Genomic DNA, 25,891 nt, shown 5'->3' with positions numbered 1-25,891 from the left:
CCTTGTTGTCGTGTGGGAGGGCTTTCGGACGAGGGGCTCCGCTGACGGCGGCGAGGCTCTCCTCCTCGGTGGTCAGCACCATGTCGTGGATCGAGGGGCGCGCTGCTCGCATGGCAGGCGGCTGCGGCCCGGCGACCTGCGGCTGACTGGCGGCGGCTACGGGTGGGCAGTGGCCGTTCGTCGAGGAATATCGAGGAATGCCCCGACCAGAGCGCCGGCCTCGGTGCGGCATTCTTCGAAGTAGGCGTGCCGGGCACCGGGGAACAGATGTGTGCGGGTGTGAGGGATGCGGGCGGCGAGCAGCGGGACGTTGTCCGGTGGTGTGAGCCGGTCGTGCTCCCCGTGCAGGATCAGGGTGGGCGCGCTGATGCGGGGGAGTGCGTCCCAGGCGTCGTGCGTGTTGCTGGCCACCAGGTGGGCGCGCCGGGCATGCGGGGACATGTCGGGGTCGCCGAGGGTGGCGTACGGGCCGGGGTGGGTGGCGAGCCAGGCGGGGGAGTACATCAGGTCGATGAGTGCCTGTCGTGCGGCGTTCGGGTCGGGTTGGGCCAGGGCGCGACGCACCGAGGTGTCGCGCTCGACGGCGTGCGGGCCGCCGGGAGAGGTGCAGCCCAGCACGAGGCGCCGGACCCTGCAGGGGTGGTGGGCGGCGACCCATTGGGCGACCCGGCCGCCCATGGAGGTCCCGTAGACATCGGCGCGTTCGACACCCAGATGATCGAGGACCGCGATGACATCGTCGGCGAACTGGCGTGTGGAGTAGGGCTGTTGAGGCTTGTCGCTGTTGCGGTCGCTGCTGCTGCTGCCGCCGTGGGCGCCGCTGACGCTGCCGCTGTCGCCGGTGCCGCGGTAGTCGAGGGTGATCGTGGAGTGCGTGGTGTGGAAGTCCTCGCGTATGCCGTCCCACCAGTGGTGGTTGTTCGCCTGCCCGGCCAGGAGGACGAGCGGATATCCGCTTCCCCGGTGCTGGTAGGCCAGTGCCGTGCCGTCATGGGCATGGGCTTGGGCTGGGGCGAGGGAGGGGAGAGGCCGGTTGGCGTCGGTCATGGAAGTTCCTGGGGTTCCTGTTCCTGGGATTTCCTGGGATTTCCTCGGGGCACCTGGGGGTTCCTGTGACGGGGTGTCGCTCGGGCGCTCGGGCCGGCGCGCTGAGGTCACTCGACCTCGGCCGGAACGTCGGCTCCCTGCACCTGGGCGGAGGGCCATCTCCCCTCGGCCACCGCCGAGTTGATCTGACGGACCAGTTCGCGAGCGACGACCTCGACGGCGGGAGGGGTGCGGCGCCCGAACCTCGGTGTGCCGAGGATGATCGAGCGCCACACGTCGGGTTCGCACAGCGGCGCGGCGCTCAGGGTGCCCTGAGCGACGTCCTCGGCGACGCCGACGCCCGGCAGGATGGTCCAGCCGTGGCCGGCCAGTACGAGGTGCTTCTGCACCCGCAGGGAGTTGGTCTGAACGGCGACGTCCATGTCGGCTCCGGCCCGCACCGCCGCGGCGTCGATCAGGCTCCGTAGCCCATGCCCGGAAGCGGGCATGACGAGCGGGTGCGTCGCCGCCTCCGCGAACGGGACGGGACGCTCGGCCCTCAGGCCCGCCGACGGTGGCGCGACCACCCACAGATGCTCGCGCACCAGCGGCCGGGCGTTGAGCGACGGCGTGCTGTCCAGGTTGTAGAGCAGCGTCAGGTCCAGGTCACCCTCGTCGAGCCACTGCTGCAGATGCCCCGAGTAGGCGGTGATCAGCCGCAGCTCGACGCCGGGGTGGTCACGGGCCAGGGCCGTCACGAGCGGCTCCGCCAGCAGGTCGCTCGTGCTCTCCAGCAGCCCGACGGTGACGATGCCCGTCAACACTCCGGGGGTGGGCTGCACCTCGGCGCGGGCCCGCTCCAGTTCGTTCAGCGCGCGCCGCGCTCGGTCCACCATGATCGCCCCGGCCTCGGTGGGCCGCATGCCCTGCCGGGTCCGTTCGAAAAGCGGGACGCCGAGTTCCTGCTCCAGGGTGCGGATCTGGCGGGTTACCGCGGGCTGCACCAGATGCAGCAGCTCCGCGGCGCGCGTGACGCTGCCCACCTCGGCCACCGTGACAATCGCCTTGAGCTGCTTGACGTCCACGGGCCTTCCTTCCACCGCCATCCGAAGCGCGTATGGGGCCATTGCATATTGCTATTTCAGCAACGCTGCCATGAGCATTCATGATGGTACTCCCGCCGCGGGACCCGCACGCTCCTGGAGGTCACCCCATGACCGAGCTCCCCGAAGAACTGCCGCTCTCCGGAATCACCGTCGTCAGCGTCGAGCAGGCGGTGGCGGCTCCCTTCGCCACCCGCCAACTGGCCGATCTCGGCGCGCGTGTCATCAAGGTGGAGCGCCCGGACGGGGGCGACTTCGCCCGCCGCTACGACACCACGGTGCACGGCGAGTCCAGCTACTTCGTGTGGCTCAACCGGTCGAAGGAGTCCGTGACGCTCGACCTGAAGTCGGAGCGGGGGAGGACAGTGCTCGAGCAACTGCTCGCCGGGGCCGATGTGTTCGTACAGAACCTGGCACCGGGCGCGGCCGCCAGGCTGGGCCTGGGCGCCGAGGCGCTCGCCGAGCGCTTCCCGTCGTTGATCCCGTGCTCCCTCTCCGGCTACGGATCCAGCGGGCCGTGGGCGGGCCGGAAAGCGTACGACCTCCTGGTGCAGTGCCAGACGGGCTTGGTCTCACTGACGGGGAACGAGCACGGTTCGGCCCGGGTGGGGGTGTCGGTCGCCGACATCGCCGCCGGCATGTACGCCTACTCGGGCATCCTCACCGCGCTGTTCACGCGGGCGACCACGGGCGTGGCCCGTGCCGTGGAGGTCTCGCTGTTCGAGGCGCTGGCCGAGTGGATGAACCAGCCCGCCTACTACACCCGTTACGGCGGCACCCAGCCCCCGCGCATCGGCACCCAGCACGCCACCATCGCCCCGTACGGCGCCTACACCGCGGCCGACGGCAAGGAGGTGCTGTTCTCCATCCAGAACGAGCGTGAATGGGTGGCCCTGTGCGAGCACTTCCTCGGCCTGCCTGAGCTCGTCGGAGATCCGCGCTTCGCCACCGGCTCCGACCGCGTGGCCCACCGCGAGGACCTCAACGCGATCGTGGCCGAGCGGTTCAGCCGGTCGGACAGCGGCGAGGTGGGGAAGCTGCTGGACGAGGCGGGCATCGCCAACGCCGGCGTCAACGACATCGACGCCTTTCTGGCCCACCCCGTGCTCAAGGCCCGGGGCCGCTGGCGCGATGTACGGATTCCCGGGGGAGCGATGGTGCCCGCACTGCTGCCACCGGCGGACCTGACCGGCACCGCCCCGCGCATGGACGCCGTACCCGCAGCCGGAGAGCACACCGAGCACATCCTGGCCGAGCTGGGGTACAGCACGGCCGACATCGACGGCCTGCGGGCCGACCAGGTCATCTGAACCGCCTGCCCAGGGCCGGAACAGGGACGCCAGCGGCAGCAACGCCGGCAACACCAATCGCCCCATTCAGCCCTTTCAGCCCATCGGCCCTTTCAGCGCTTTCGGACCTCTCAGCCCTTTGAGCAAGGAGCGTCACAGCATGAGCACTCTCGACATCCTCTCCGAGGACGAGCGGTGCATCGTCAGCACGGTGCACGACTTCGTCGACAAGGAGGTGAAGCCCGTCGTCCAGGAACTGGAGCACGCCAACACCTACCCCGAGGTTCTGATCGAGCAGATGAAGCGGCTCGGCATCTTCGGCCTGGCCATCCCCGAGGAGTACGGCGGCACCCCGGTCTCCGCCCCCTTCTACGTCCTGATCACCGAGGAGCTCGCGCGCGGCTGGATGAGCCTGGCCGGTGCGATGGGCGGCCATACCGTGGTCGCCAAGTTGCTGCTGCACTTCGGCACCGAGGAGCAGAAACGGCGCTATCTGCCCCGGATGGCCACCGGCGAGATCCGGGCCACCATGGCCCTGACCGAACCGGGCGGCGGCTCCGACCTTCAGGCCATCCGCACCACCGCCCGCAAGGACCCGGACGGCTACGTGGTCAACGGTGCGAAGACCTGGATCACCAACTCCCGCCGCTCGCAGCTGATCGCCCTGCTGTGCAAGACCGACCCGGAGGCCGAGCCCGCGCACAAGGGCATCTCGATCCTGCTCGTCGAGCACGGGCCCGGTCTGACGGTCTCGCGCGACCTGCCCAAGCTCGGCTACAAGGGTGTGGAGAGCTGCGAGTTGTCGTTCGACGACTACCGGGCGGCGGCCGATGCCGTACTCGGTGAGAACGAGGGCAAGGGCTTCGCCCAGATGATGAAGGGATTGGAGACCGGACGGCTCCAGGTGGCCGCCCGCGCGCTCGGCGTCGGACGGGCGGCACTGGAGGACGCACTCGCCTACGCCCAGGAGCGGGAGTCGTTCGGCAAGCCGATCTGGCAGCACCAGTCGATCGGCAACTACCTCGCGGACATGGCCACGTCGCTGACCGCTGCGCGCCAACTCACGCTGTACGCGGCCCGTGAGGCCGAGGCGGGCCGACGCGTCGACATGGAGGCCGGCATGGCCAAGCTCTTCGCCTCCGAAACCGCGATGCAGATCACCCTCAACGCCATGCGCATCCACGGCGGTTACGGCTACTCGACCGAGTTCGACGTGGAGCGCTACTTCCGCGACGCGCCGCTGATGATCGTCGGCGAGGGCACCAACGAAATCCAGCGCAACGTCATCGCGAGCCAGCTCATCAAGCGCGGAGGCCTCGACGCATGATGCCCGCGGTCGCCGCCGAGAGTCCCACGGTGAGCGGCTAGGGCCGCTCATGGAGGCGCCGCCGACGAACGAGGCCGTTCTCACCGCAGACGGCGTGGATCTCCCCGGGCCGTACCACCAACCACCGCATCGACGTCTGCCGTATGCAGGGCCAACTCCCGCCTGAGCGGCGCCCGTTGACGACGATCGAGCCCGGTGCCGGCTACCCCGACGGCCTGCCCGTCGACACCGACGGCTGCGTCTGGGTCGCCCTGTGGGACGGCGGCCATCCGCCGCTACACCCCACGCGGCGACCTGGACCGCACCCTCCTGTGGGGTCCGGCGCGAGGCGGCTCGGCATGGAGCGAGCGCGCCTGGGCCTGCTTCGGGAATGACCTCGAGTCGGCCGTTGCCGAAGGCGTCGGCGTATGCGGCGCCGTGGGCAGGGGTGACGAGCGCGGTGAGAGAGTCCAGTGCGCCGCCCCGGTGGACCGCCGCACCGACCACGGCGCTGCCGAGAGGTGTGCTCAGACCATGGGCCGCGTGCAGAACCCGGTCACGGCAGAGGCATGAGCCGGTAGAAGACGGTGGCGACGAGATCGCGGGCGTACTGCGGGTCGAGGAGGCCCGGACGGAAGAGGACGCGGTACATCAGGGGAGCCACGACGTGGTCCATCACGGTGTCGGTGTCCGGCACGTGTTCGCCGCGCTGCGCCGCGCGGGTGAGGATGGTGGTGACCTGGTCGATGGCGTAGGCGGAGCACTGTCCGGAGTTGCCGCCGTCCGGATCGCCGGCGAGGGCGTCGCGGATGTAGGAGCGCCCTGGAGGGGAGGACATCTCCTCCAGGAAGTCGGCGGCCCAGTGCTCCAGGTCCGCGCGCAGGTTTCCGTGGTCGGCCGGCGGCGTCTCGGGGCGCAGCCGTTCCACCGCGACGTCCGAGAGCAGTTCCTGGAGGTCCCCCCACCGGCGGTAGATCGTCGACGGGGTGACGCCGGCGCGTGCGGCGATCTGGGGGATGGTGAGATCGGTGCGCCCCTGCTCGGCCTGGAGTTCGCGCACGGCTGCGTGCACCGATTGCTGCACGCGAGCGCTGCGTCCTCCGGGGCGGATCGCTGCTTTCGGTCTCATGCCTGTCACCTTAACGCAAATTCGTTGCCGCAACCGGTGCCCTTCGCTGCGGCATGGGCCTGCTTCTCTCTCGTCGGGAGGCGTCCGTCAGGTCCGGCCCGCGCGGTACATCAACTCGATAGATCCCTTCGAGGGCCTGCGCGGAGCCCGGCAGGCGCCACATGCCCGCACTCACTCCGTGCCGCTAAAGCCAAGTAGTTGCTTTAGTGGTCCGTACGTCTTACTCTCCACTAAAGCAAAGGAAATGCTTTAGCCTGCTGAGGAGACGGAGAATTCCATGAACGGGTCAACCCCGTCCGCGCACACCACCGCCGGCGGCTCCGCGCCGACCTGGGTCATCGGCGACCTGCGCGTACACCGCGTCGACGAGACGGAACTTGCACCACAGACCGGCCCCTGGCTGCTGCCCGACGCCACCCCCGACGTCGTGAGCGGCGCCCCCTGGCTGCGGCCGGACTTCGCCACGCCCAGTGGTGTTCTGCGCCTGGCCAGCCACAGCTTCGCCGTTGAGGCGAACGGCCTGCGGCTACTGATCGACACCGGCATCGGCAACGGCAAGACCCGCGCCAACCCTGCGTGGGACCACCTGGACACCGCCTACCTCCAGCGGCTCGCCGGGGCGGGCTTCGCGCCCGAAAGCGTCGACCTGGTCATCCTGACTCACCTGCACACCGACCACGTCGGCTGGAACACCCGCGCGGACGGGGCGACTTGGGTCCCCACCTTCCCGAACGCCCGGTATCTGGTCTCCCGTACCGAGTGGGATTACTGGGCGGGTGCCGACATGGACGAGCCTCGCCGGCAGATGTTCCGCGACTCGGTCCACCCGGTGCGGGACGCAGGCCTGCTCGACCTGGTCGACGTGCCGGACGCGGGCACCGACGTGGCCCCCGGAATCCGCCTGCTGCCCACGCCCGGCCATACCCCGGGCCAGGTCGCCGTAGAACTCCGCAGCGCCGGCCGCTCGGCCGTCGTCACCGGCGACTGCGTCCACCACCCCGTGCAGCTGCACCGCCCCGGCATCACCAGCTGCGTGGACATCGACCCCGACCAGGCCATCCGCAGCCGCCGTGACCTCTTCGCCGCGATCGCCGACACCGAGACCCTGCTCCTGGGCAGCCACTTCCCGCCCCCGACCGCCGGCCGGGTCACCACAGAAGCCGACGCCTACCGCCTGCTGCCCGTCCACGAAGCCGCGTCATAGGGAAGCGGGTCACATGTTTTTCGCGCCTGCCTTGATGGCCTCGCGGATGCGGGTGTACGTGCCGCAGCGGCAGATGTTGCGGATCTGGTCGAGGTCGGCGTCCGCGATCTCGCGGCCTTCGGCGGCCGCCTGCCGGACCTTGGCGACGGCGGTCATGATCTGACCGGGCTGGCAGTAGCCGCACTGGGCGACATCGAGGTCGAGCCAGGCCTCCTGCATGGGGTGGAGGTCCTTGCCCACGGTCGCGGGCAGCCCCTCGATCGTGGTGATCTCGTCGTCCGGCGCGATCTTCGAGACGGGGACGGAACAGGGGTTGAACGCCTTGCCGTTGATATGCGACGTGCAGGCCTGGCACACGCCGAGACCGCAGCCGTACTTGGGCCCTGTCACGCCGAGCAGGTCGCGCAGGACCCAGAGCAGGCGCACATTGTCCTCGGTGTCGACGGTGATCCGCTTGCCGTTCAGCATGAAGGTGTGGCTGGGCATGGTGGCGTACTCCTCAGAAGGCGCGGTCGAGTCAGAAGGCCCGGTCGAGACCGTCGGTGGGGGACTGGGGCGTGGACGGTTCGAGCGGCAGCGGCTCGAAGCTGAGGGTCTTGTGGTTGATCGGGAAGCTGGTCGGCAGCGTGTCCGTGGCACGCGCGTAGGCGCACGCGATGGCGGCGAAGGCGGGAGCCACGCCGAGCTCACCGGCCCCGGAGGGCTTGTCGCTGGTGCTCGGCATGACGACGACCCGCAGTTCGGGCGGGGTGTTCCACTGCCGGGTGTAGAAGTACTCGTCCCAGCTGCCCTCGAGCGGGATGCCGTCCTTGATGTGCAGGCTGGAGGTGAGCGCCAGGGCCAGTGCGTCGTTCAGGCAGCCCATCATCTGCGCCTCCAGGCCGCGGGGGTTGATGGGGAACCCGGCGTCGATCACCATCAGCGCCTTGGTGACGCGCGGCCCGGTCACGGCGTCCCGGATCTTCCGGTTCACGGTCTCCGGCCGGCAGTCGATCTCGACGAGTGTGGCGACCGCACCCCGGTACTCGGAGTGCAGCCCGATGCCCTGCGCCACGCCCGCGGGCAGCGACGTGCCCCACTCGCCGACCTCATCCGCCTTGTCCAGCACGGCACGCAGCCGCTTGTCCTTGAGGAACTCGCGACGGAACGCGACGGGGTCCTTGCCCATGCGGGAGGCGAGCTGATCGACGATCAGTTCCCGTGCGCAGGTCACGTTCGGCGAGTAGATGTTGCGCATGCTGCCGGTGTTGAACTGCAGCGGCACCTCGTTGAGCAACTGCGTGGTGAGACCGAAGTCGTACGGCGAGGACTGGGTCAGTTCGAAGATCGTCTCGGCGAAGGTCGGATTGCCCACGACGGGCAGCTTCGCCGCCGTCGACGTGATCATCTCGCCGAGCCCGTGCCCGAAGTCGGTCTGGGTACTGGTGTGACGCTGCTCGTAGCTGAGGACCTCACCGAGCGCGTACGTGGCACGCACGCGCGATATGCACATCGGGTGCGTACGGCCCTGGCGGAAGTTGTCGGTACGGGACCACGACAGCTTGACCGGCTTGCCCATCTTCTGCGAGATCTCCGCGGCCTCGGCGGCCACGTCGTGGAACAGATGCCGACCGAACGACCCACCGCCCTCCACCACGTGCACCGTCACGGCGTGCTGCGGCAGACCGAGGCGGGTCGCGATCTCGCGCTGGGCGACGATCGGGACCTTGAGGCTCGCCCAGATCTCGGCGCGGTCGGCACGGACGTCGGCGATCGCGTTGTCCGGTTCCAGCGGGCTGTTGCTGGCGAACGCGAACGTGAACTGCGCATCGATCTTCTTGGTGAGCAGCGGCGGTACGACCATGGGGAGCGCAGCCGCCTTGAGCTTGCGCAGCACGGTGTCGTCGGACTCCCCGTCCACGGTGCCCGGCCCCCAGGTCACCTCCAAGGCACGCAGTGCGTCGATGCACTGGCCGAACGTCTCCCCGCGCACGGCCACCCCGTGCCTGATCGTCACGACGTCGGTGATGCCCGGCATCCGCCGCACGGCGTCGGCGTTGTGGACCGTTTCCACCGTCCCGTTGATCGTCGGCGGTCTGCGCACCATGGCCGGCTTGGCGCCGGGGACCTGGTGGTCCATGCCGAACTGCTTCCGGCCGGTGACGGCGTCGAGCGCGTCGATCCGGTTGCGGGACGTGCCCAGGATCGTGAAGTCGGACGGATCCTTCAGGCGGGCGGCAGCCGGCAGCACCTGCGCGCTGGCCGCCGCTTCGGCGAGCGACGCGTAAGTGGCCCGCTTACGCGAGCCGTGCAGGACGACGCCGTCCCGGGTGGTCAGCTCCGAGGCCGCAACACCCCACTGTTCGGCGGCCGTTGAGACAAGCCGTTGCCGGGCGACCGCCGCGGCGGTGCGCACGGGAAGGTAGATGCTGCGCATCGAGTTGGAGCCGCCGGTGAGCTGATTCATCAGCAACTCCGGGCGCGCATCGGCGAGCGAGACCCGCACCTTGTCCAGTGGCAGGTCCAACTCCTCGGCAACCATCATCGCGACGGCCGTGGTCATGCCCTGGCCGACCTCCGCCCGCGGCACGGCGAACGACGCGGTGCCATCGGAGTGCACCCGGACGGTGATCAGGCCCGAGGTCGGGGCCGCCGCCAGATTCTGCAGATCTCCCAGGTCGAAGAGGTCCTCGGGCTGTGGCGGGGACGGCACCGCCGCCTCCGCCGCCGGCCCGTCCACCGCATCCAGGCCGAACCGCACGCCGACGGCGAGGGTCGGCGCCGCCAGAATGTAGGCGAGCATTCTGCGGCGGCCGAACCCCTCGGGCGCCGACTGCGGATTCTGTGACGAACGGCTCTGCTCTGCCATGCGGTTCCCTCCAGGAGGCTGAACGGGCGGACACACAGGGCCCGTTCTGCACCCCGGAGCCTGCCACGGGTCGCGGGAGCGAGCCATAGTAACGCTGCCCCTGGTGAGGATGGTGAAGGTGGTGAGGGCGGCTGCTCTTGCTGCCTTCCTGCTCTTGCTGCCGGTGCCTGGGGATCAGGCCGGCTTTTTCAGCAGCTCGGTGACGAGCGGGGCGGAGGAGGCGGAGGTCTGGCCGGTGACCAGGTGGCGGTCGACGACCACGTTCGGCGCCCACGGCTCGCCGACCTGGACGCTGACGCCGGCCTCGGTCAGCCGGTCCTGGACCAGACACATGGGCCAGACACATGGGCCAGGCACCTGAGGACAGTCGCGGCGCGCCGGGCAAACGTCTCCGCCGCAGCGTGTGGCCTGGGCGGCACCCATAGCCCAGGCCGCCAGCCGGTCGAAGGGATACGCTCGATTTGTATGCACGCGTTCCGATCTTGCGGAGGCGGCCATGAGCCAGTACGACGAGTACACGACTCCGTCGCAGGCCGAGGGCGAGAGGCTGGAGGAGGACATGGATCCGGCTGAGGAGCGACACCCCGCGACGACCCGCACCCAGCCGTCACAGGCGGAGGGAGAGCGCCGAGCGGAGGATGACGAGGACTGACAGCGGTAGAGCTGGCAGCGGTAGAACCGAGAGCGGTAGAGCTGACGGCGGCAGGACTGACAGGAGTAGTGCTGTCCGGGGGCCGCTCTTCAATCCGTCGGCCGTGGCTTCGATTTCCACGGCTCGGGCCGTTGGCCGTTACGGGCCTGCCGCGCCCGAGCGGTCCGAACGCCCGGTCCCGGGGAGCGCCCGTACCTCCGTGTCAAAATGGGAGCGCCGTTCGCTCCGCTCCATCGTTCTCCGTACAGATCCAACCGAGGTTGTCTCCGTGCCCAAGCCCGTGACCCGCGAGCCGTTGCGACGCAATTCGCGGTCCAACCGGGCGCGCATCCTGGCCACGGCCCGGCAGGAGCTCGGGCGGAACCCCGACGTCACCTTGGAAGAGCTGGCGCGAGCCGCCGGTGTCGTGCGACGCACCCTCTTCGGGCACTTCCCGGGACGTGCGGCGTTGCTGGAGGCGCTGGCCGAGGAAGCCTCCGAAGCCCTTCGGAGCGCGGTGGCGGCAGGAGCGGAGCCGTCGGAGCCGGCCGAGCGTGCGCTCGCGTACTTCGTGTACTCCATGTGGCCCGTAGGGGACCGCTACCGGATGCTCCTGGCGCTCGCTCGTCGGGATCTGGGCGCCGAACGCGTGGCCGAGATCCTGGCGCCGGCCCGCGACGAGACCGCGGCCATCCTGGAGCGGGGGCAGCGGGACGGCGTCTTTCACGCCCATCTGCCGCCCGCTGTGCTGAGCGCCGGATTGGAAGCCATGACGGTCGCTCTGCTGGAGGCGGTCAACACCGGGGGGCTGGAGGATGACGGGACCCGAGTCGCCGTCGCCACGCTCATCGCGGCCGGTGTGCCGGAGAAGCGGGCGCGCGACGTGGTCGGCGACGTCGCGTCCGCGGCGCTCGCGGAGTCGGTCGCCGACGCCTGAGTCGTCGTACGGCTGCACGGCCGTCGGCTCCACCTTGACTGTCCCGGCGCGGACCGCCGGGGCAGCGTCGTCTGATCTTGTCGCGCCGTCGCATGGCGGCATTCCTGGGCTGGGTTGAGGCCCGACCGCGTCCTGGACAGCCGGTGTCGACGCCGCACGGCGCCGTGGCCCGTGCGGGGCCGGTCGACCGGTCAATTCCGTGCCTGGTGCCTGGTGCCTGGTGCCTGGTGCCTGGTGCCTGGTGCCTCGGTGTCGGGGTGTCTGGGTGTCTGGGTGTTCTTGTGTCTCCGTGGAAGTGAAAAGGCCGCGCTTTATTTGCACATCGATGGGCAAGAAATTAATCTGCTCATCGATGTGCAAATAATCCGTCCCCGAGGAGCCTCCGATGCCCTTCCTTGCAGACACGCCCGTCGAGAAGATGGCCGGGCCGTACGCACGGCGCTGGTGGGCCCTGCTGGTTCTCTGTCTGAGCCTGCTGATCGTGGTCATGGCGAACACGTCCCTGATCGTGGCCGCACCGGACATGACGAGGGACCTGGGCCTGGGCAGCAGTGACCTCCAGTGGGTCATCGACGGATACACCGTCCCGTACGCCGCGCTGATGCTCGTACTCGGCTCGATCGGCGACAAATACAGCCGTCGCGGCGCACTCATCACGGGTCTGGTGATCTTCGCGGGCGGTTCGGTGACGGGCAGCCTGGTCGACCAGACCGAGCTGGTCATCGCAGCCCGAGCGATCATGGGCGTCGGCGCCGCCGTCGTCATGCCGGCCACGCTGTCACTGCTGGTCGCGATCTTCCCGAAGGCCGAGCGCGCCCGCGCCATAACGGCCTGGACCGCCACCTCGGGCCTGGCCATCGCCGTCGGCCCCCTGGTGGCCGGCTGGCTGCTGGAGGACCACGCCTGGGGCTCCACCTTCCTGATCAACGTACCCATCGCCGTTGTCGCCGTGGTCGGCGCGCTGGTCCTGGTGCCGCCGTCGAAGGCGGACGGCATGGGCCGGATCGACTTCGTGGGCGGTCTGCTGTCCATCGTCTCCGTCGGCAGCCTGGTCTACGCGACAATCGAGGGCCCGCACTTCGGCTGGGGCGTCGGCCCGATCACCGCAGCCGTGGTTGCGGGCGTGGGCCTGCTGACCTTCGTGTGGTGGGAGCTGCGGCACCCCCACCCCATGCTGGACGTGCGCAAGTTCAGGCTGCGCCCCTTCAGCGGTTCCATGCTCGCGGTGCTGTTCTTCTTCTTCGGCACCTTCGGCGCGATCTACTACTCGACGCAGTATCTGCAGTTCATCCTCGGCTACGACGCGCTGGAGACCGGCGTACGGCTGCTGCCGCTGGCCGGAGCCGTCTTCGTCGGCGCCGTGGTGACCGGATGGCTGACCCCGCGGCTGGGCATGAAGGCGCTGGTGACGGCCGGCATGGTGATCGGCACCGTGGGCGTCTTCCTGCTCGTGCAGGTCGACAAGGGCTCGACGTACACGGACTTCCTGGCGCCGATGATGATGCTGGGGGTGGCGATCGGTCTGAGCGTGTCCCCGGCCACGGACAGCATCATGGGCTCTTTCCCCGAGTCGGAGCTGGGCGTCGGTGGCGGTGCCAACGACACCGCGCTGGAGCTCGGCGGCTCCCTCGGCATCGCGGTGCTGGGCTCGCTGCTGGGCACGGCCTACCGGGACGAGCTGACCGGCCTGGTGGGCGGCCGGCTACCGGCCGCCGCGATGGAGACCGCCAAGGACTCGGTGGGCGGCGGCCTGGCGGTCGCCGAGCGGATCGCCCAGGATCCGTCCGGCGGACCCCAGCGGGCCCAAGCCGTGGCGGACGCCGTCCATGAAGCCTTCGCTCACGGTGTCGCCCGGACCAGCCTCGTCGGCGGGATCATCATGGCCGCCGGCACGTTGCTCGTCCTCGCCGTCCTGCCCGGCCGCCGGGGTGCCGGAAAGCGCGGGCCGGCGGAGGCGGCGGCAGCCGCGGAAGGCCGGGACGAGCAGTACGCCGACTCCGGCCAGTAGTTCTTGCCGGTCTCGGCGGCCGCCGTCAGACGGGGTTGGGCAGGGGGCGCCGGGCGACCTCGCGGGCGTTGTCCGGCGGGACGCCCACATGCGCAGGACCGTCTCTGCCGGGTTCGCCGAGGCCTCGTCACCGTCCAGGCCGGGGCGGGCGAACCTCAGCTCCAGCAGGGAGAGGAGGGCCCCGCCCATCGCGGACACGGTGATGGTTGGAGGGGCGGAGAGGCAGCGGCCCGAGGCGATGCCGCGTTCCAGGTCGCGCGGGTCGTGCAGGGTGCGGGGACGCGGTGGGGCAGATGTCGGCCGTCGGAGGGTCAGGCACGAGAGCGGGGGGCCGGAAAAGCATGTGCGGAACGGGAATCCGGTTGACAGGCTGAGGCCATGAAGCACCAGCACGACGACATCCCCGGCTCCTCCGCCACGCCCCGGCCGACGGAGTGGATCACCACACCCCTCACCGCGGACCTCCTGCGCGGCGCGCTCGACCTGGAGCGCACCGAGCACGGGGTGCTGCCACACCGGCTGCCCGCCCGTGCCCGCGCGCAGTGCGCCGACGGGCAGCTGGCCATGGCGGAGGCCCAGCCCTCCGGCGTGCGACTGGTCTTCCGCACCCGGGCCACCGTCGTCGAGCTGGACACGCTCCCCACCAAGACGGTCTACAAGGGCGCCCCGCCCCGTCCCGACGGCGTGTACGACCTGCTCGTCGACGGCCGCCTGGCCGGCCGGGCGAGCGCACCCGGCGGCAACGTCCTGACCGTGGACATGACCACCGGCTCTGCTGAGACGCGGCCCGGCCCGGTCGGTACCGTCCCGTTCCCCGGTCTGCCCGACCGGGTGAAGGACGTGGAGATCTGGCTGCCGCACAACGAGATCACCCAGCTGGTCGCTCTGCGCACCGACGCCCCCGTCGAGCCCGTACCGGATAGGGGCGGCAAGCTGTGGCTGCACCACGGCAGTTCGATCAGCCACGGCTCCGACGCCGCAAGCCCCAGCACGACCTGGCCCGCGCTGGCCGCCTCCCTCGGCGGGGTGGAACTGATCAACCTGGGCCTGGGCGGCAGTGCCCTGCTCGATGCGTTCACCGCCCGCGCCCTGCGCGACACCTCCGCGGACCTGATCAGCATCAAGATCGGCATCAACCTGGTCAACGCCGACCTGATGCGGCTGCGTGCCTTCACCCCGGCGGTGCACGGCTTCCTCGACACCATCCGGGAGGGGCACCCCACCACGCCGTTGCTGGTCGTCTCGCCCGTGCTGTGCCCCATCCACGAGGACACGCCCGGCCCCAGCGTCCCGGACTTCAGCAACCTCAGCGCCGGGAAGCTGCAGTTCCGGGCCATGGGTGACCCCGCGGAGCGCGCCGCCGGGAAGCTGACGCTCAACGTCATCCGGGACGAGCTGGCCCGCATCGTCAAGCAGAGGGCGGCCGACGACCCCCATCTGCACTACCTCGACGGCCGCGACCTCTACGGCGAGGCGGACTTCGCCGAGCTGCCGCTGCCCGACCAGCTCCACCCGGACGCCGCCACACACCGCCGCATCGGCGAACGCTTCGCCGATCTGGCCTTCCGCACCGGCGGACCGTTCGCCGCCGAGCCGGCCTGAGACGCGCACGCCTCATCAGCCCGCGCGTTGTGCCCCGTGTTGTCCGCGCGTTGCGCCGCGTGCACCGTTGCCCCGGGTGACCGCGAGCAGCGCCATGTCATCGGTGTTGCGGCCGTCGGCGTGGTGGCGCACCTCGGTGAGAAGGGTGTCGAGCAGCGCGTCCGGGTCGGGAAAATCGCGCCCGGTCAGCCGGGCCGCGGGGTCGTAGAAGTGCCCGGCGCGGTTCCGTGCCTCGGTCAGGCCATCGGTGTACAGGAGGAGAGTCGCGCCCGGGGGGAAGGGCAGCGTGTCGGTCCGGTCCTGGTCGGCGCCCAGCTCCGCCAGTCCCAGAGGCAGGGCCGGTTCGGACGGTTCCGCGCTGCGCACCTGGCCACCGTGCAGCAGCAGAGGCGCCGGGTGACCACGGTTGAGCAGTCGCAGTTCCTCGCCGCAGGGCGGGATCTCGACGAGCACGCCGGTAACGAATCCCTCGGTCCGCTCGGGCCCCGTCCGCCGCTCTTTTTCCCGTAGGAGCGCCCGCTCCAGCCTGGCTGCGATCCCGACGAGCGTGGACTCCTCCTCGGCGGCCTCCCGGAACGCCCCCATGGCCACGGCCACCACCTTGACCGCCTCCATGCCCTTGCCCCGTACATCGCCGATCAGGCAGCGTACGCCGTACGGGGTGTCCTGAGCGCTGTACAGATCACCACCGATCTGTGCGTCTTTCACGGCCGCCTTGTAGCGCACAGCGATCCGCAGAGGCCCGATCGAGGCCGGCAGCTGCGGCAGCACGGCGCGCTGCACGGCGAGGGCGATTCTGCGTGCGGACTGCAGGCGCACGTTGCTGTAGTACATGAGACGGTTGACGACGATGGCGAAGGCCGAGACGGTCGCGACCGCCGCCAGCTCGCTCAGCCCACCGGAACCCAGGATGAAGCCGAAGTGCGTGAGCAGCGCGAAGTCGGCGACACAGGCACCGATGCCCGCCAGGATCGTCGCGCGCAGCGACAGCAGTGCGGCGGCTGTCATCGGCGCGGCGGTATAGAAGGCTTCCCCGCTGAAATGCGGAGGCGTGTGGTAATCGATGAGGGCGCCTCCGACGAGCAGGACGACGGGCAGCAGCTGGAGGTGGCGCAGACACCAGCGTTTGACGGCGGTGCGTCTCGCGCTCGGTGCCCTCACGTACCCGCTCCCGCTCTGTCGCGCCGTACAACATGCTCAAGCATCCTCGGGCCGGATTACGGCTGCCAGTCGTGGAGCGGCCGTATGGGTAGGTGTGTGCCCGTACCGCTGCGCGACGCGATCGATGTGCACCACCGCGCCCGGAAGGCGCCCAGGCGGCCCAGGCCGGGGCCCGCTCGCCGAGCAGTACCGCCGCAGTGGTCGGCATCGATGCGGGCACCCCGCCCGCGTTCCTGCTCGCCCTGCGCCGGCCCTTCCACGCGGCGGACCCTTCATGGTCCGCTTTCGCGGCGCCATCGTCGAGTGCCGATGGTGCCGGCCGGTCAGGATGCCGTTGCTGCGGTGTCCGGTTGCTTGGCCAGTCGTTCCGTGGGCAAGTGGCGGGTGAACGCGAAGCCGGCGAGCGTAATGCCGGCGGTGGCCAGGATGGCGGCCTTGAGGGCTCCGAGCTGTGCTTCGGCGTACGCGTCCACGACCGCCTCGGCTTCCGATGGCGGCAGCGCGGCGGCTGCGGTGGCGGCTCGTACCTGGTCGGTGCTGACGAAGCTGACCCCGGCCTCGATGACGGTGCCGACCTGCTGGTGCACCGCTTCCGAGATCTTGGGGTTGTCCTCGATCTGGGACGTGAACGCGTGCACCAGGGCCCCGATGAGGAGGGAGCCGATGAGCGCGGTTCCCAGGGAGGAACCGAGGTTCTGGGCGGTGTACTGCAGGCCGCCCACCTCGCTGCGGTCCGACTCCCCGACGCTGGACTGGGTGACGTTTCCCAGCTGCGAGGCGAGCAGTCCCATGCCGAGGCCCAGTACGGCCATGGCCAGCGCGAACGACAGATTGTCGAGGCGGGGCTCGATCGTGGCGAGCAGCCACAGGATGGCGACGAACAGCACCAGCAGCCCGAGCCGCACCACCGTCCGGGGGGCGGCGATCCGTCCGAGGAGGGGACCGCACATGGCGGACAGCAGCATGGTGATCGAGACCGGCAGCAGCCGCAGGCCGGTCTCGAACGCGTTGAGGCCCTGCACGACCTGGAGGTAGAGGGGGATGGTGAAGAACAGGCCGAGCAGGATGAGGTTCTGACAGAGCAGCATGGTCAGGCCGGCGCGCAGCGGGGGGATCGTGAACAGCGAGAACCGCACCAGCGGATCGCGTGCCCGAGTCTCCTGCCGTCTCTCCCACGCCCGGAACAGATGGAGGATGACGGCGCCCGCGGCGATGACGAACACGGTGAGGGAGAATCCGAAGACGGTGACCGGGGAGTTGCGGGGCCGTAGCCATCCCCAGGAGCTGCTCTGCAGCACGCCGAGGACCACGAGCGCCAGGCCGAGTGCGGACAGTACGGCGCCGACGCCGTCGAGGCGGATCCGCGGTCCCGTTCGCGGGTGATCCTGCACCCACCTCATACAGCAGAGAATGACCACCACCACGATGACCTCGGCGGCGAAGACCAGCCGCCACGTCAGGTATGTCGTCACCCAGCCGCCGACCAGCGGCCCGACCGCGATGCCCGCCCCCGACAGCCCCCCGATGACCCCGTAGGCGACGGCCCGGTCCCGGCCGCTGTAGGTCCCGGCCACGAGCGCGGCCAGGGCGGGCAGGACCAGTGACGCGCCGAGCCCCTCGATGACCGACCAGCCGAGCGTGAGCACCCACAGGACCGGAGCCAACGCGGTGAGCGCGGACCCCACGCCGTACACGACCAGGCCGATGACAAACGCGCGGCGGCGGCCCAGCATGTCGCCGAGTTTGCCGCCGGTGATCATGAAGGCGGCCATGACCAGGGTGTAGAGGGTGATGACGGCCTGGATCGCGGTGACCTCGGTGTGGAAGTCCTTGACCAGCTGGCTGATCGACACGTTCATCACCGAGGTGTCCAGCACCATCAGGAACTGGGCCGTCCCGAGGATGAGCAGAGCCCGCCAGCGCCCCATGGCGTCGCACCTCCTCAGGTTCCGCGGCGGCCAGCCGCAGTCCGCCGCGGTCCGTCGTAGTCGCGGCGGGCCGGGAGCGGCATCAGGATCCACCGGAGCATAGATTTGTCCCTGTACAGGGCATTCGGTGTCTTTGGTGGCCTCGAGTCATCCGTACGGGGTGCCTCACGCGCCGATCGGTCTGCTGAACGCTCGCAGCCAGGGACCGCCATCGCGGCAGGGGGCTGATGCTTGGCGCTCGTGTCCGTTCAGTGCTGGAGCGCGACCTTGAACGCCACGATGACCAGCCCGAGGAGAAGGTTCACCGCACCCGCGACCAGGATCAGACGGCGTGAGGCACCGGAGCGAACGGCGGCCAGAGTCGCCCAGCCGACCTGTCCGCCCAGAGCGACGGCCAGTGCCAGCCACGCCGTGCCCTGAATGCCCAGTCCAAGGAGTGGACTGATCGCCACGGCGACGGCCGGTGGGACGGCCGCCTCAAGGATCGGCCGCTCGTCGGCGCACATGCGGCGAACCTCCCGCCAGCTGACGGACTGCTGCGCCATCCGGGTTCCGAAGAGGCGGGCGAAGACGTGCGAGGCCCAGAACACCGCACCGGTACACAGCAGCAGCAAGACGAGTTCCAGCCGCGGAAACGAGCCGAGTGCGCCGGCGCCGACCACCACGGAGGCGGCGAGCAGTGAGCCGTATACCGCGCCGCTGTAGTCGACATGAGCGGCACCGGCCGGCGGCCGGGTCTGCGCGTCATCCGAGCGGGTCCGTTGTGTCACGCTTCCAGGATCCCCGACCAGGTGCACTTCGCACGGCCACAGCGTGCGTCGGCCGGGGGAGCGGCCGGCGCTGATCAGCCGTGGTCACGCCCCGCCGCGGTCCGTCCCACCGTGAGGGCCAGCCTGCGCACCCGGCGCCAATTCATCGGCGGCTTGCCGCGCGGCACGCCGGGACGGTGGCGGGGCAGCCGTACGCGCAGGGCGCCCGGCTCGATCCAGCAGCGTACGGGGGCGGGCACGGTGAGCGCCTCGCCGTCGACACCGACCGGAATGACGGGTGCGTCGGCGTCGATGACCACCTCCTGGGCGGCGACCGAGGTCAGTTCGGGCCCACGCCTGCCGCGAAGCATCGAGGCCGCCTGGACCGCGTTGTCGACCTTGACGCCGAGCACTCCCAGGACACCGGAGTCCAGCCGTTCCCGGCGCCCCAGACCCGCGGGATCTCCCATCCGGTAGGGGTTGTTACTCACCAGGACGGCTTGGGGCCCGTCGACGGTCACGGCGGCGGCGCGCACCTTCAGGCGCGGGCCGATGTGGTGGGTCAACAGGTCCGGCAGCATCTGAAGGGTCGTACGGGCCTTGTCGCCGCGATAGGCCGGGCTCTGCACCACCGTCGCGTACGCGCCGAAGGAGGCGTTGTTGACGAAGACGCGTCCCCGGCCTTCCGCCGCGGGCGCCCCCACGTCGATGAAGCCCAGGTCGATGCGCAGCTCGACGCCGTCGGTGAGCGCCTGAAGGCACGCCGCGGGATCCTCCCGGTCGAGGCCGAGGTCCAGGGCGAAATGGTTGCGGGTCCCGGCGCAGATGACGACGAACGGAACGTCGCGCTCCGCCGCCACGTCGGCGACCAGGGCCTGCGTGCCGTCGCCGCCCGCGACACCGAGCAGGTCGGCGCCGTCGTCCACGGCCCGCCTCGCCAACTCGGCCACGTCCTGCGGCTGCGCGGGGTCCAGCACAACGACCTCGGCGCCGAGCGCCCTTGCCTTGTCCACCAGATGGAACTTCCCGACCTTCCCGCCGCCCGAGCGCGGATTCATGATGAGGAAGGGGCGCTTCGCAGGAGTGACCGGGTGTTCCGGTGTACGCGCCGGGCCGGCGTCCGGGCCGGTGTCCTGTGCCAGTGCCGTTCTGCCCGTGAAGACGGCAAGCGTCCACAGGGCGAGCGAGACGAGCACCACCCACAGCAGCCCGGCGATCGCGTAGAGCACCAGGACGGCGACCGGTGCGGCTGCCGCCAGTAGGAGAGCGAGCACCCTCGCCACACCTTTGCGCGCCAGCACCCACCACAGGCCGCCCGCCGTGGCGGCCAGCCCGGCCAGCCCCACGCCCACCAGCGCGAAGCTCCGAAGCCCGGCGAACACCAGCAGGACCAGCAACGCCGCCGTTCCCGCCGCCAGTGCCAGTCGTGCGGCCCAACGCCTGTCCACGCGATCGAACCTCCCGCCGATTTCGCCGCCCCTCCCTCCTCCAGCCGCCCCTCCCTCCTCCATTCGACTCTCCTCCATTCCACGGGCGCATCCCGTCAAGCGCATCACCAGGCGCGGACGGCCCGCACCACGGCGTCGCGTGGCGATCAACGGCCGAGGACGTGACCATGGAAATACCGGCTCCTCGACACGAGCCGGTGTACTCAGCGGCGGGAGCGGAGACGGCGCCCGGCAAGGCACCGCCCCTGGCCCCCTTGGGTGGTGCCCATGCTTCCAGCCAGTACCTCAGCCGGAGAGAGCGGCGAGAACACCGCTGTACCGTCCGTCGCCGTACCGTCCTTCGACGCAGCCGGAGCGCCGCTGGATCCGGCCGGGGAACCGCTGCTCGCGGCGAAGCTCTCGGTCCCGACCGTCGCCCGCGGTTTCGTCCGCAGACAGCGGCTCCTGGACCGGCTCACCGAGGGCACGAACGGGCCGCTCACCGTCGTCACGGGCGCGGCAGGGGCCGGCAAGACAACCCTCGTCTCCTCCTGGGCACAGTGGGGGACGCCACCCGGACCGGTGGTGTGGGTGACCCTGGACTCCGATGACACCCCCGGTGTCTTCTGGGCCTACATCGTGGAGGCACTCCGCCACCGGCTTCTCGGGCTCACCGGCGACATCGGCATGCCCGCCTGCGCCGACAGTGTCGATCACTCGCTGCTGGTCCGCCTCTGCTCCGTCCTGGAACGGCTGCCCGAGCCGGTGGCCCTCGTACTCGACGGCCTGGACAAGGTGCCCGGCCGGGAGGTGGCATCGGACCTGGGATTCGTCCTGGACCACGCCGGGCCGCAGCTGCGCCTGGTCCTGACCAGCCGGACGGACCCCTTGCTGCCGCTCCACCGCTACCGTACCGAGGACCGGCTCTACGAAATCCGGGGCGCCGACCTGGCGTTCACCCCGCACGAGGTGGCCGCGCTGCTGCGCGGGCACGGCCTGATGCCGGGCCGGGAAACCGTGGAAGCCCTCACCAGCCGCACCGAGGGCTGGGCCGCCGGGCTGCGGCTGTGCGCCCTGGCCATGGAGGGGCCGGGCGACGCGGACGGTTTTGTGCGGTCGTTCACCGCCTCCGAGCACGCGGTCGCCGACTATCTGCTCGCCGAGATCCTCGAGGCCCAGCCCGCCGCGACCCGGGAGCTGCTGTTGCGTGTCAGCATTCTGGACCGGGTGCACCCAGAGCTCGCACACGCGCTGACCGGACGCGCGGATGCCGAGCGGATCCTGACGCGGCTGACGCGCGCCAATGCCTTCGTCGAACCCCTTGCCGACACGGGGTGGTGTCGCATCCACCCGATGTTCGCCGCGGTACTCCATGCGCACCTGCGCAGCCGGCATCCCGGCCTCGAACCACGGCTGCACCGCCGGGCCGCACGCTGGTTCACCGGCTCCGGCCAGGTCACCGAGGCCCTCGTCCACGCGGCCGCGGGAGGGGACTGGCAGTACGGCGCCATCGAGGCCGTTCAGCACCTGATGATCGGACGTCTGCTGGCCGACCCCGAGGCCGACGGTCTCGAAGCGCTCTTCTCCCGCATGCCGGCGGACATCCCGGGAGCCGAACCGGCCCTGGTCGCGGGAGCCTGCCACCTGTCCCGGCGCGACGCTGCGGGCTGCCGCGCGTGCCTGGCGCGGGCGGAGCACCACCTGCAACGCAAGGGAGCACGGCCCACGCCCGAGGCACGGCTCACCCACGCCCTGCTGCGGCTGCTGTCCGAACCGTACGAGCAGCAGCACGAAGGCGCGGACGGCATGGCGGCGGCCGAAGAGGCGGCACGGCACGTCGGGGAACTGACGGCGCAGCTGCCGCGGTTCCGGATCAAGGAGCACCCCGAGATCGAGGCACTGCGACGCCAGGGGCTGGCCTGCGCCCTGCTGAAGTCCGGACACCTCGACGACGCCAGGACCGCGTTCACGGAGGCCGTGCGGGCCTGTACGGCCGACGTGCCGCAGCTCGTGCGGCACCGGTGCCTGGGGCGGCTCGCTTTGGCCGAGAGCATCGAGGGGGCGCTGACCGCAGCGGCAGACCACGCCCGGTACTCCCTCGCCGTCGCCGACCAGCACGGCATACCCCAGCCCCACCGTTCGGGCGCCGGACACCTGGCGCTGGCCATCGTGGCATGCGAACGCGGCGATGCCGGCGCCGCGATGCACCACGTCGACCAGGCCGGGGCATGCCCCGGCACCCGCGACGACCCGGTTCTGACGACCGAGTCAGCGATCCTGTGGTCCGGGCTGGAACTGGCGCGGGGCCGGTGGGCAGCGGCCCTCGAGGACCTGGACGAACTCGGTCCGTCCCCCCTCGTCTGGCCCGCCGAGCGCCTGGCCGTCGCGCGCTCCACCATCGCCCTGGCCCGCGGAGACCATGCGACGGCGATCTCCGCCTTGGACGGGACCGAATCCGCAGGCCCGTCCAGGACCGTCGCCCTCGCACTCGCCCATCTCGCTGCCGGACACACCGAGACCGCTTTGCGCCTCGTCGCACCGATGGATGACTCACCCGGGCTGAGCCTGCCCGATCGCGTACGGATCCGGCTGCTGCGGACCCGCGCCGCGATGCTGAACGGCGACCGGCCGGCCGCTCACGCCCTGCTCGCCCAGGCTCTGAACGCGGCACGCCCCGAACAGCTGCGACGGCCTTTCACCGATGCCGGACCCTGGATGCGGCACCTGCTCCACCGCCCGGACGGCCCGCTCGGCGTACATGCCTGGCTCACCGCACGGCCACCGGACCGTCCGGACGTCCCGATCCTGGTCGAACCGCTGAGCGCTCGAGAACGGGAGGTGCTCGGGTACCTGGAGCGGATGATGACCACCGACGAGATCGCCGCCGCCCTGCACCTGTCCGCCAACACCATCAAGACACATCTGCGGAGCATCTACCGCAAAATGTGCGTCTCTTGCCGTCGGGAAGCGGTCGAGCGCGGCCGGGAACTCCGCCTTCTGTGAGCCTGCCGGCCCTCCCGTGCGCTCGCCTGCCGTGCGCTCACCTGCTGTGGGTGATGCCCTCCCGTCGCACGGCGGGCAGCATGCGGAATGACGGCTTTCCAGGCGCGGGGAGGACCGGTGGGACGCATGCGTTACGAGTTCCGTGTCACCGGTCATGTCTCCACGGTCCTGGCCGAGGCGTTCCCGGAGCTGGACAGGGTGCTGGCCCCCCGGCAGACGCTGTTCTTCGGCGCGGTGACAGACGAAGCACATCTGTACGGGCTGTTGAACCGCTTCCGGGATCTCGGCCTGCGCGTCGAGGAGATGCGCCGCCTCGCGGACTGATGCCGGGAGCGGGGAGGCACGACTACGACGTCTTCGCCGAGGCTGCGCCGCACTGGCCGGATCACCGCCGCAGCCGGCGGATCCGGCACCGGGCACTCACCCGTCCCGGGCGATGCGGAGCAGTCGCGGCGCCGGTCACGGTGGAGACCACCGCCCGGCCAGAGACCATTCCGCGTGTGAAGGGAGGAGCCGATGGCTCCGTCCGAACCCGCCGCCTCCCAAGGCCCCGACCGGCCCGAAGCGGAGCCCGCCCTGAGCCCGACCGAACGTGCGGAGTACGACAGGCTGCGCAAGGCCGCCGCGGGGCGCCACCGGCGCCTGCGCTACGCGGCAGGATCCCTCTTGCTGGTACTGGTCTTCCTCCTCGCCCCGCTGGCTGTCGTCGCCACCTGGGTGAACGGGCAGATCGCCGACACCGACCGGTACGTGCAGACCGTGGCGCCCCTTGCCTCCGAGCCCGCCGTGCAGCATGTGGTGACCGACCGGCTGACCCATCGCGTGGTCGGCAACGTTGACGTCAAAGCGGTCACCGAATCCCTCGCCTCGGCACTCCAGAAAGCCGGCGCGCCACCCGTGGTGGTGAAGCACACTCCGGCGCTGGCCGGCCCCCTGCAGAGCGCGCTCACCTCCACTGTGCACGGTGTGGTGTCGAAGGTGGTGACCAGCGACCAGTTCGCCCAAGTGTGGAAGGAGGCCAACCTCCGTGCCCACGCTGCGGTGGTGAAGGTCCTCACCGGCGAGGGGAGCAGCGCGGTGCAAGCACGGGGGAACACCATCGTCCTGGACATCGGCACCGTCGTCGACAAGGTCAAGCAGCGCCTGGTGGACGCCGGATTCGAAAAGGCGGCGCACATCCCCGCGTCCGACCGGACCGTTCCGCTGGTGCAGATCGACAAGCTCCAGAAGGCACAGGACGCCATGCGCGTGCTCGACGTCGTCGGCACCTGGCTGCCCGTCGTGGCCCTTGCGCTGACCGCACTCGCTGTCTGGGTGGTGCCCGCGCACCGAGTGGCCCTGATGAGCGCTGCGATCGGGACCGGCGTGATGATGATCGCGCTGCTCATCGGCCTCGCAGTCATGCGCGGGGTGTATCTGGACTCCGTCCCGCCGGCCACACTGCCCCGGGACGCGGCCACCGCCATCTTCGACACGCTCGTCCGCTTCCTGCGCCAGAGCACCCGAACCATCCTCGTCATCGCGGTGATCACCGCCCTCGCGGCCTACCTGTACGGGCCCGGCCGCGGTGCCCGCGCCGTACGCTCCGGCGCCGCCCGGAGTACCGGGGCGGCCGGCCGGGCCCTGGCCCGCTGTGGCCTGCGCACCGGCGGCGCGGGCCACTGGCTGGACACCCACCGCGGCTGGACCACCGGCGTCGCCATCGCCGCAGGCGCGGTCGCCCTGGTGCTGTGGAACTACCCCACCCCGGCATCCGTCGCGCTCGTCCTGGGCATCGTGGCCCTCGTCCTGGTGCTTCTCGGCATTCTGGCCGCAGCGGCCGACAGACCGGGCCCGGCCTCCGAGGACGCTGGGACAGGCACCGCGAGCGCCCGCGACCGGTGACGGTGAACTGACCGGCCAACCCGAGACCGCCGGAGTCTCACCCGCGCCGGGTGAGGCGTCCGGCCCCCCGTAGCGCGGACACTCGGACACCACCAGGGACGGCATGGATGGGAGAAGGAAAATGGAAAGCCCCGTGTACATGGCTTATGACTATCCGCTTCTGGGCGCGTTCTGGACCATGCTGTGGATCTTCCTGTGGGTCCTGTGGTTCGTCCTGCTCTTCCGGATCATCGGTGACATCTTCCGCGACGACACCATGAACGGCTGGGCCAAGACCGGGTGGCTCGTCGTGGTGATCGTTCTGCCCTTCCTTGGCGTCTTCGTCTACGTCCTCGCCCGCGGCAAGGGCATGGGCAAACGCGAGGTGGCACACGCCCGCGCCCAGCAGGAGGTATTCGACACCTACGTGCGGGAGACGGCACGCGGCGGAGCACGATCCAGTGAGGTCGAGGAACTCGCGAAACTCTCGGAGATCCGCGCCAGGGGCGACATCTCCGATGAGGAATTCCGCCGGGCGAAGGAAAAGATTCTGCACTGACCGCGGCACGAGCGACGGCGACGCCGCGGGCACCGGTCCGGGACCGGCCCGCAGGGGTGAGGGGGAACGACCGCCGTCCGGCGCCATCCGGTGACGTTCGCCGGTGTCCGGTGGCGTC

Annotated in this window: 21 protein-coding genes and 2 pseudogenes; 12 read left to right on the top strand and 11 right to left on the bottom strand. The window is 70.5% G+C overall.

Translation table 11 applies throughout. The features are described from left to right. Nucleotides 1-156 precede the first annotated feature (156 nt). Together ACZ4S3_RS19650 and ACZ4S3_RS19645 are read right to left on the bottom strand one after the other, a co-directional pair. Complete coding sequence (locus ACZ4S3_RS19650) at nucleotides 157-1,047, bottom strand: alpha/beta fold hydrolase (RefSeq protein ID WP_467935807.1); 891 nt, start codon at nucleotides 1,045-1,047, stop codon at nucleotides 157-159. A 107-nt stretch (nucleotides 1,048-1,154) separates the two neighbouring features. Continuing rightward, a complete protein-coding gene (locus ACZ4S3_RS19645) occupies nucleotides 1,155-2,111 on the bottom strand; it encodes a LysR family transcriptional regulator (protein WP_467935805.1) in 957 nt (318 codons plus the stop codon). A 128-nt stretch (nucleotides 2,112-2,239) separates the two neighbouring features. On the opposite strand from ACZ4S3_RS19645, the gene ACZ4S3_RS19640 reads away from it, so the two are divergent. The 3 genes from ACZ4S3_RS19640 (at nucleotide 2,240) to ACZ4S3_RS19630 (ending at nucleotide 5,119) form a co-directional block, all read left to right on the top strand. After that, entirely contained in the window at nucleotides 2,240-3,439 is a 1,200-nt protein-coding gene (locus ACZ4S3_RS19640) for a CaiB/BaiF CoA transferase family protein (RefSeq protein WP_467935803.1), read from the top strand. Nucleotides 3,440-3,578: 139 nt separating this feature from the next. Beyond that, complete coding sequence (locus ACZ4S3_RS19635; protein ID WP_467935801.1) at nucleotides 3,579-4,745, top strand: acyl-CoA dehydrogenase family protein; 1,167 nt, start codon at nucleotides 3,579-3,581, stop codon at nucleotides 4,743-4,745. Nucleotides 4,746-4,888: 143 nt separating this feature from the next. Continuing rightward, entirely contained in the window at nucleotides 4,889-5,119 is a 231-nt protein-coding gene (locus ACZ4S3_RS19630; protein WP_467935799.1) for an SMP-30/gluconolactonase/LRE family protein, read from the top strand. Between the two features lie 161 nt (nucleotides 5,120-5,280). Here ACZ4S3_RS19630 and ACZ4S3_RS19625 read toward each other — a convergent pair whose 3' ends face one another. Continuing rightward, nucleotides 5,281-5,853 (bottom strand): TetR/AcrR family transcriptional regulator, encoded by a 573-nt coding sequence (locus ACZ4S3_RS19625; protein ID WP_467935797.1) that lies wholly within the window; start codon nucleotides 5,851-5,853, stop codon nucleotides 5,281-5,283. Between the two features lie 277 nt (nucleotides 5,854-6,130). Here ACZ4S3_RS19625 and ACZ4S3_RS19620 point away from each other — a divergent pair, with 277 nt between their 5' ends. Beyond that, the gene (locus ACZ4S3_RS19620) at nucleotides 6,131-7,057 is read left to right on the top strand and encodes an MBL fold metallo-hydrolase (protein WP_467935795.1); all 927 of its coding nucleotides are present in this window, start codon (nucleotides 6,131-6,133) and stop codon (nucleotides 7,055-7,057) included. A 9-nt stretch (nucleotides 7,058-7,066) separates the two neighbouring features. Here ACZ4S3_RS19620 and ACZ4S3_RS19615 read toward each other — a convergent pair whose 3' ends face one another. The 3 genes and pseudogenes from ACZ4S3_RS19615 to ACZ4S3_RS19605 all read right to left on the bottom strand — a co-directional run. Next, the gene (locus tag ACZ4S3_RS19615; RefSeq protein WP_467935793.1) at nucleotides 7,067-7,543 is read right to left on the bottom strand and encodes a (2Fe-2S)-binding protein; all 477 of its coding nucleotides are present in this window, start codon (nucleotides 7,541-7,543) and stop codon (nucleotides 7,067-7,069) included. Nucleotides 7,544-7,574: 31 nt separating this feature from the next. Further along, entirely contained in the window at nucleotides 7,575-9,905 is a 2,331-nt protein-coding gene (locus tag ACZ4S3_RS19610; RefSeq protein ID WP_467935791.1) for a molybdopterin cofactor-binding domain-containing protein, read from the bottom strand. Between the two features lie 174 nt (nucleotides 9,906-10,079). Continuing rightward, nucleotides 10,080-10,232 (bottom strand): annotated as a pseudogene (locus ACZ4S3_RS19605) (type 1 glutamine amidotransferase domain-containing protein); the annotation flags it as partial. 169 nt (nucleotides 10,233-10,401) lie between these two features. Here ACZ4S3_RS19605 and ACZ4S3_RS19600 point away from each other — a divergent pair. From ACZ4S3_RS19600 to ACZ4S3_RS19590, 3 genes are all read left to right on the top strand, one after another. After that, nucleotides 10,402-10,557, top strand: a complete 156-nt coding sequence (locus tag ACZ4S3_RS19600; protein ID WP_467935788.1) for a hypothetical protein — start codon at nucleotides 10,402-10,404, stop codon at nucleotides 10,555-10,557. A 268-nt stretch (nucleotides 10,558-10,825) separates the two neighbouring features. Next, nucleotides 10,826-11,473: a TetR/AcrR family transcriptional regulator gene (locus ACZ4S3_RS19595; protein ID WP_467935786.1), complete on the top strand. Its 648-nt coding sequence runs from the start codon at nucleotides 10,826-10,828 to the stop codon at nucleotides 11,471-11,473. Nucleotides 11,474-11,858: 385 nt separating this feature from the next. Continuing rightward, entirely contained in the window at nucleotides 11,859-13,481 is a 1,623-nt protein-coding gene (locus ACZ4S3_RS19590) for an MFS transporter (protein WP_467935784.1), read from the top strand. 25 nt (nucleotides 13,482-13,506) lie between these two features. Here the strand turns inward: ACZ4S3_RS19590 and ACZ4S3_RS19585 are convergent. Next, nucleotides 13,507-13,739, bottom strand: a pseudogene (locus ACZ4S3_RS19585) (TetR/AcrR family transcriptional regulator); the annotation flags it as partial. A 120-nt stretch (nucleotides 13,740-13,859) separates the two neighbouring features. Here ACZ4S3_RS19585 and ACZ4S3_RS19580 point away from each other — a divergent pair. Next, nucleotides 13,860-15,083: a GDSL-type esterase/lipase family protein gene (locus ACZ4S3_RS19580; protein ID WP_467935781.1), complete on the top strand. Its 1,224-nt coding sequence runs from the start codon at nucleotides 13,860-13,862 to the stop codon at nucleotides 15,081-15,083. 15 nt (nucleotides 15,084-15,098) lie between these two features. Here the strand turns inward: ACZ4S3_RS19580 and ACZ4S3_RS19575 are convergent, their stop codons facing one another. The 4 genes from ACZ4S3_RS19575 to ACZ4S3_RS19560 all read right to left on the bottom strand — a co-directional run bounded on the left by ACZ4S3_RS19575 (nucleotide 15,099) and on the right by ACZ4S3_RS19560 (nucleotide 20,369). Then, the gene (locus ACZ4S3_RS19575; RefSeq protein ID WP_467935777.1) at nucleotides 15,099-16,244 is read right to left on the bottom strand and encodes a PP2C family protein-serine/threonine phosphatase; all 1,146 of its coding nucleotides are present in this window, start codon (nucleotides 16,242-16,244) and stop codon (nucleotides 15,099-15,101) included. A gap of 323 nt (nucleotides 16,245-16,567) precedes the next feature. Continuing rightward, nucleotides 16,568-18,172 carry an MFS transporter gene (locus ACZ4S3_RS19570; protein ID WP_467935773.1) on the bottom strand — a complete coding sequence of 535 codons (1,605 nt, stop codon included), beginning with the start codon at nucleotides 18,170-18,172 and terminating at the stop codon, nucleotides 16,568-16,570. A gap of 248 nt (nucleotides 18,173-18,420) precedes the next feature. Next, a complete protein-coding gene (locus ACZ4S3_RS19565) occupies nucleotides 18,421-18,942 on the bottom strand; it encodes a hypothetical protein (RefSeq protein ID WP_467935768.1) in 522 nt (173 codons plus the stop codon). A 74-nt stretch (nucleotides 18,943-19,016) separates the two neighbouring features. Beyond that, nucleotides 19,017-20,369 carry a diacylglycerol/lipid kinase family protein gene (locus tag ACZ4S3_RS19560; protein WP_467935764.1) on the bottom strand — a complete coding sequence of 451 codons (1,353 nt, stop codon included), beginning with the start codon at nucleotides 20,367-20,369 and terminating at the stop codon, nucleotides 19,017-19,019. 267 nt (nucleotides 20,370-20,636) lie between these two features. On the opposite strand from ACZ4S3_RS19560, the gene ACZ4S3_RS19555 reads away from it, so the two are divergent. From ACZ4S3_RS19555 to ACZ4S3_RS19540, 4 genes are all read left to right on the top strand, one after another. Beyond that, complete coding sequence (locus tag ACZ4S3_RS19555; RefSeq protein WP_467935761.1) at nucleotides 20,637-23,351, top strand: winged helix-turn-helix domain-containing protein; 2,715 nt, start codon at nucleotides 20,637-20,639, stop codon at nucleotides 23,349-23,351. 126 nt (nucleotides 23,352-23,477) lie between these two features. Further along, nucleotides 23,478-23,675, top strand: a complete 198-nt coding sequence (locus ACZ4S3_RS19550; protein WP_467936450.1) for a hypothetical protein — start codon at nucleotides 23,478-23,480, stop codon at nucleotides 23,673-23,675. Between the two features lie 192 nt (nucleotides 23,676-23,867). Next, nucleotides 23,868-25,235: a hypothetical protein gene (locus ACZ4S3_RS19545; RefSeq protein ID WP_467935756.1), complete on the top strand. Its 1,368-nt coding sequence runs from the start codon at nucleotides 23,868-23,870 to the stop codon at nucleotides 25,233-25,235. A gap of 121 nt (nucleotides 25,236-25,356) precedes the next feature. After that, on the top strand, nucleotides 25,357-25,773 hold the full coding sequence (locus tag ACZ4S3_RS19540; RefSeq protein ID WP_467935751.1) for an SHOCT domain-containing protein: 417 nt from the start codon (nucleotides 25,357-25,359) through the stop codon (nucleotides 25,771-25,773). The last annotated feature ends 118 nt before the right edge of the window (nucleotides 25,774-25,891 follow it).

This window comes from Streptomyces sp. NPDC028368 (assembly GCF_055565615.1).
This window is presented reverse-complemented; position numbering and strand designations above follow the sequence as displayed.

Excerpts from the sequence above, each read along its gene's own strand:
- ACZ4S3_RS19650 (WP_467935807.1), bottom strand. The coding sequence starts at position 1,047 with ATGACCGACGCCAACCGGCCTCTCCCCTCCCTCGCCCCAGCCCAAGCC.
- ACZ4S3_RS19640 (WP_467935803.1), top strand. The coding sequence starts at position 2,240 with ATGACCGAGCTCCCCGAAGAACTGCCGCTCTCCGGAATCACCGTCGTC.
- ACZ4S3_RS19635 (WP_467935801.1), top strand. The coding sequence starts at position 3,579 with ATGAGCACTCTCGACATCCTCTCCGAGGACGAGCGGTGCATCGTCAGC.
- ACZ4S3_RS19630 (WP_467935799.1), top strand. The coding sequence starts at position 4,889 with ATGCAGGGCCAACTCCCGCCTGAGCGGCGCCCGTTGACGACGATCGAG.
- ACZ4S3_RS19625 (WP_467935797.1), bottom strand. The coding sequence starts at position 5,853 with ATGAGACCGAAAGCAGCGATCCGCCCCGGAGGACGCAGCGCTCGCGTG.
- ACZ4S3_RS19620 (WP_467935795.1), top strand. The coding sequence starts at position 6,131 with ATGAACGGGTCAACCCCGTCCGCGCACACCACCGCCGGCGGCTCCGCG.
- ACZ4S3_RS19615 (WP_467935793.1), bottom strand. The coding sequence starts at position 7,543 with ATGCCCAGCCACACCTTCATGCTGAACGGCAAGCGGATCACCGTCGAC.
- ACZ4S3_RS19610 (WP_467935791.1), bottom strand. The coding sequence starts at position 9,905 with ATGGCAGAGCAGAGCCGTTCGTCACAGAATCCGCAGTCGGCGCCCGAG.
- ACZ4S3_RS19600 (WP_467935788.1), top strand. The coding sequence starts at position 10,402 with ATGAGCCAGTACGACGAGTACACGACTCCGTCGCAGGCCGAGGGCGAG.
- ACZ4S3_RS19590 (WP_467935784.1), top strand. The coding sequence starts at position 11,859 with ATGCCCTTCCTTGCAGACACGCCCGTCGAGAAGATGGCCGGGCCGTAC.
- ACZ4S3_RS19580 (WP_467935781.1), top strand. The coding sequence starts at position 13,860 with ATGAAGCACCAGCACGACGACATCCCCGGCTCCTCCGCCACGCCCCGG.
- ACZ4S3_RS19570 (WP_467935773.1), bottom strand. The coding sequence starts at position 18,172 with ATGGGGCGCTGGCGGGCTCTGCTCATCCTCGGGACGGCCCAGTTCCTG.
- ACZ4S3_RS19555 (WP_467935761.1), top strand. The coding sequence starts at position 20,637 with ATGCTTCCAGCCAGTACCTCAGCCGGAGAGAGCGGCGAGAACACCGCT.
- ACZ4S3_RS19550 (WP_467936450.1), top strand. The coding sequence starts at position 23,478 with ATGCGTTACGAGTTCCGTGTCACCGGTCATGTCTCCACGGTCCTGGCC.
- ACZ4S3_RS19545 (WP_467935756.1), top strand. The coding sequence starts at position 23,868 with ATGGCTCCGTCCGAACCCGCCGCCTCCCAAGGCCCCGACCGGCCCGAA.
- ACZ4S3_RS19540 (WP_467935751.1), top strand. The coding sequence starts at position 25,357 with ATGGAAAGCCCCGTGTACATGGCTTATGACTATCCGCTTCTGGGCGCG.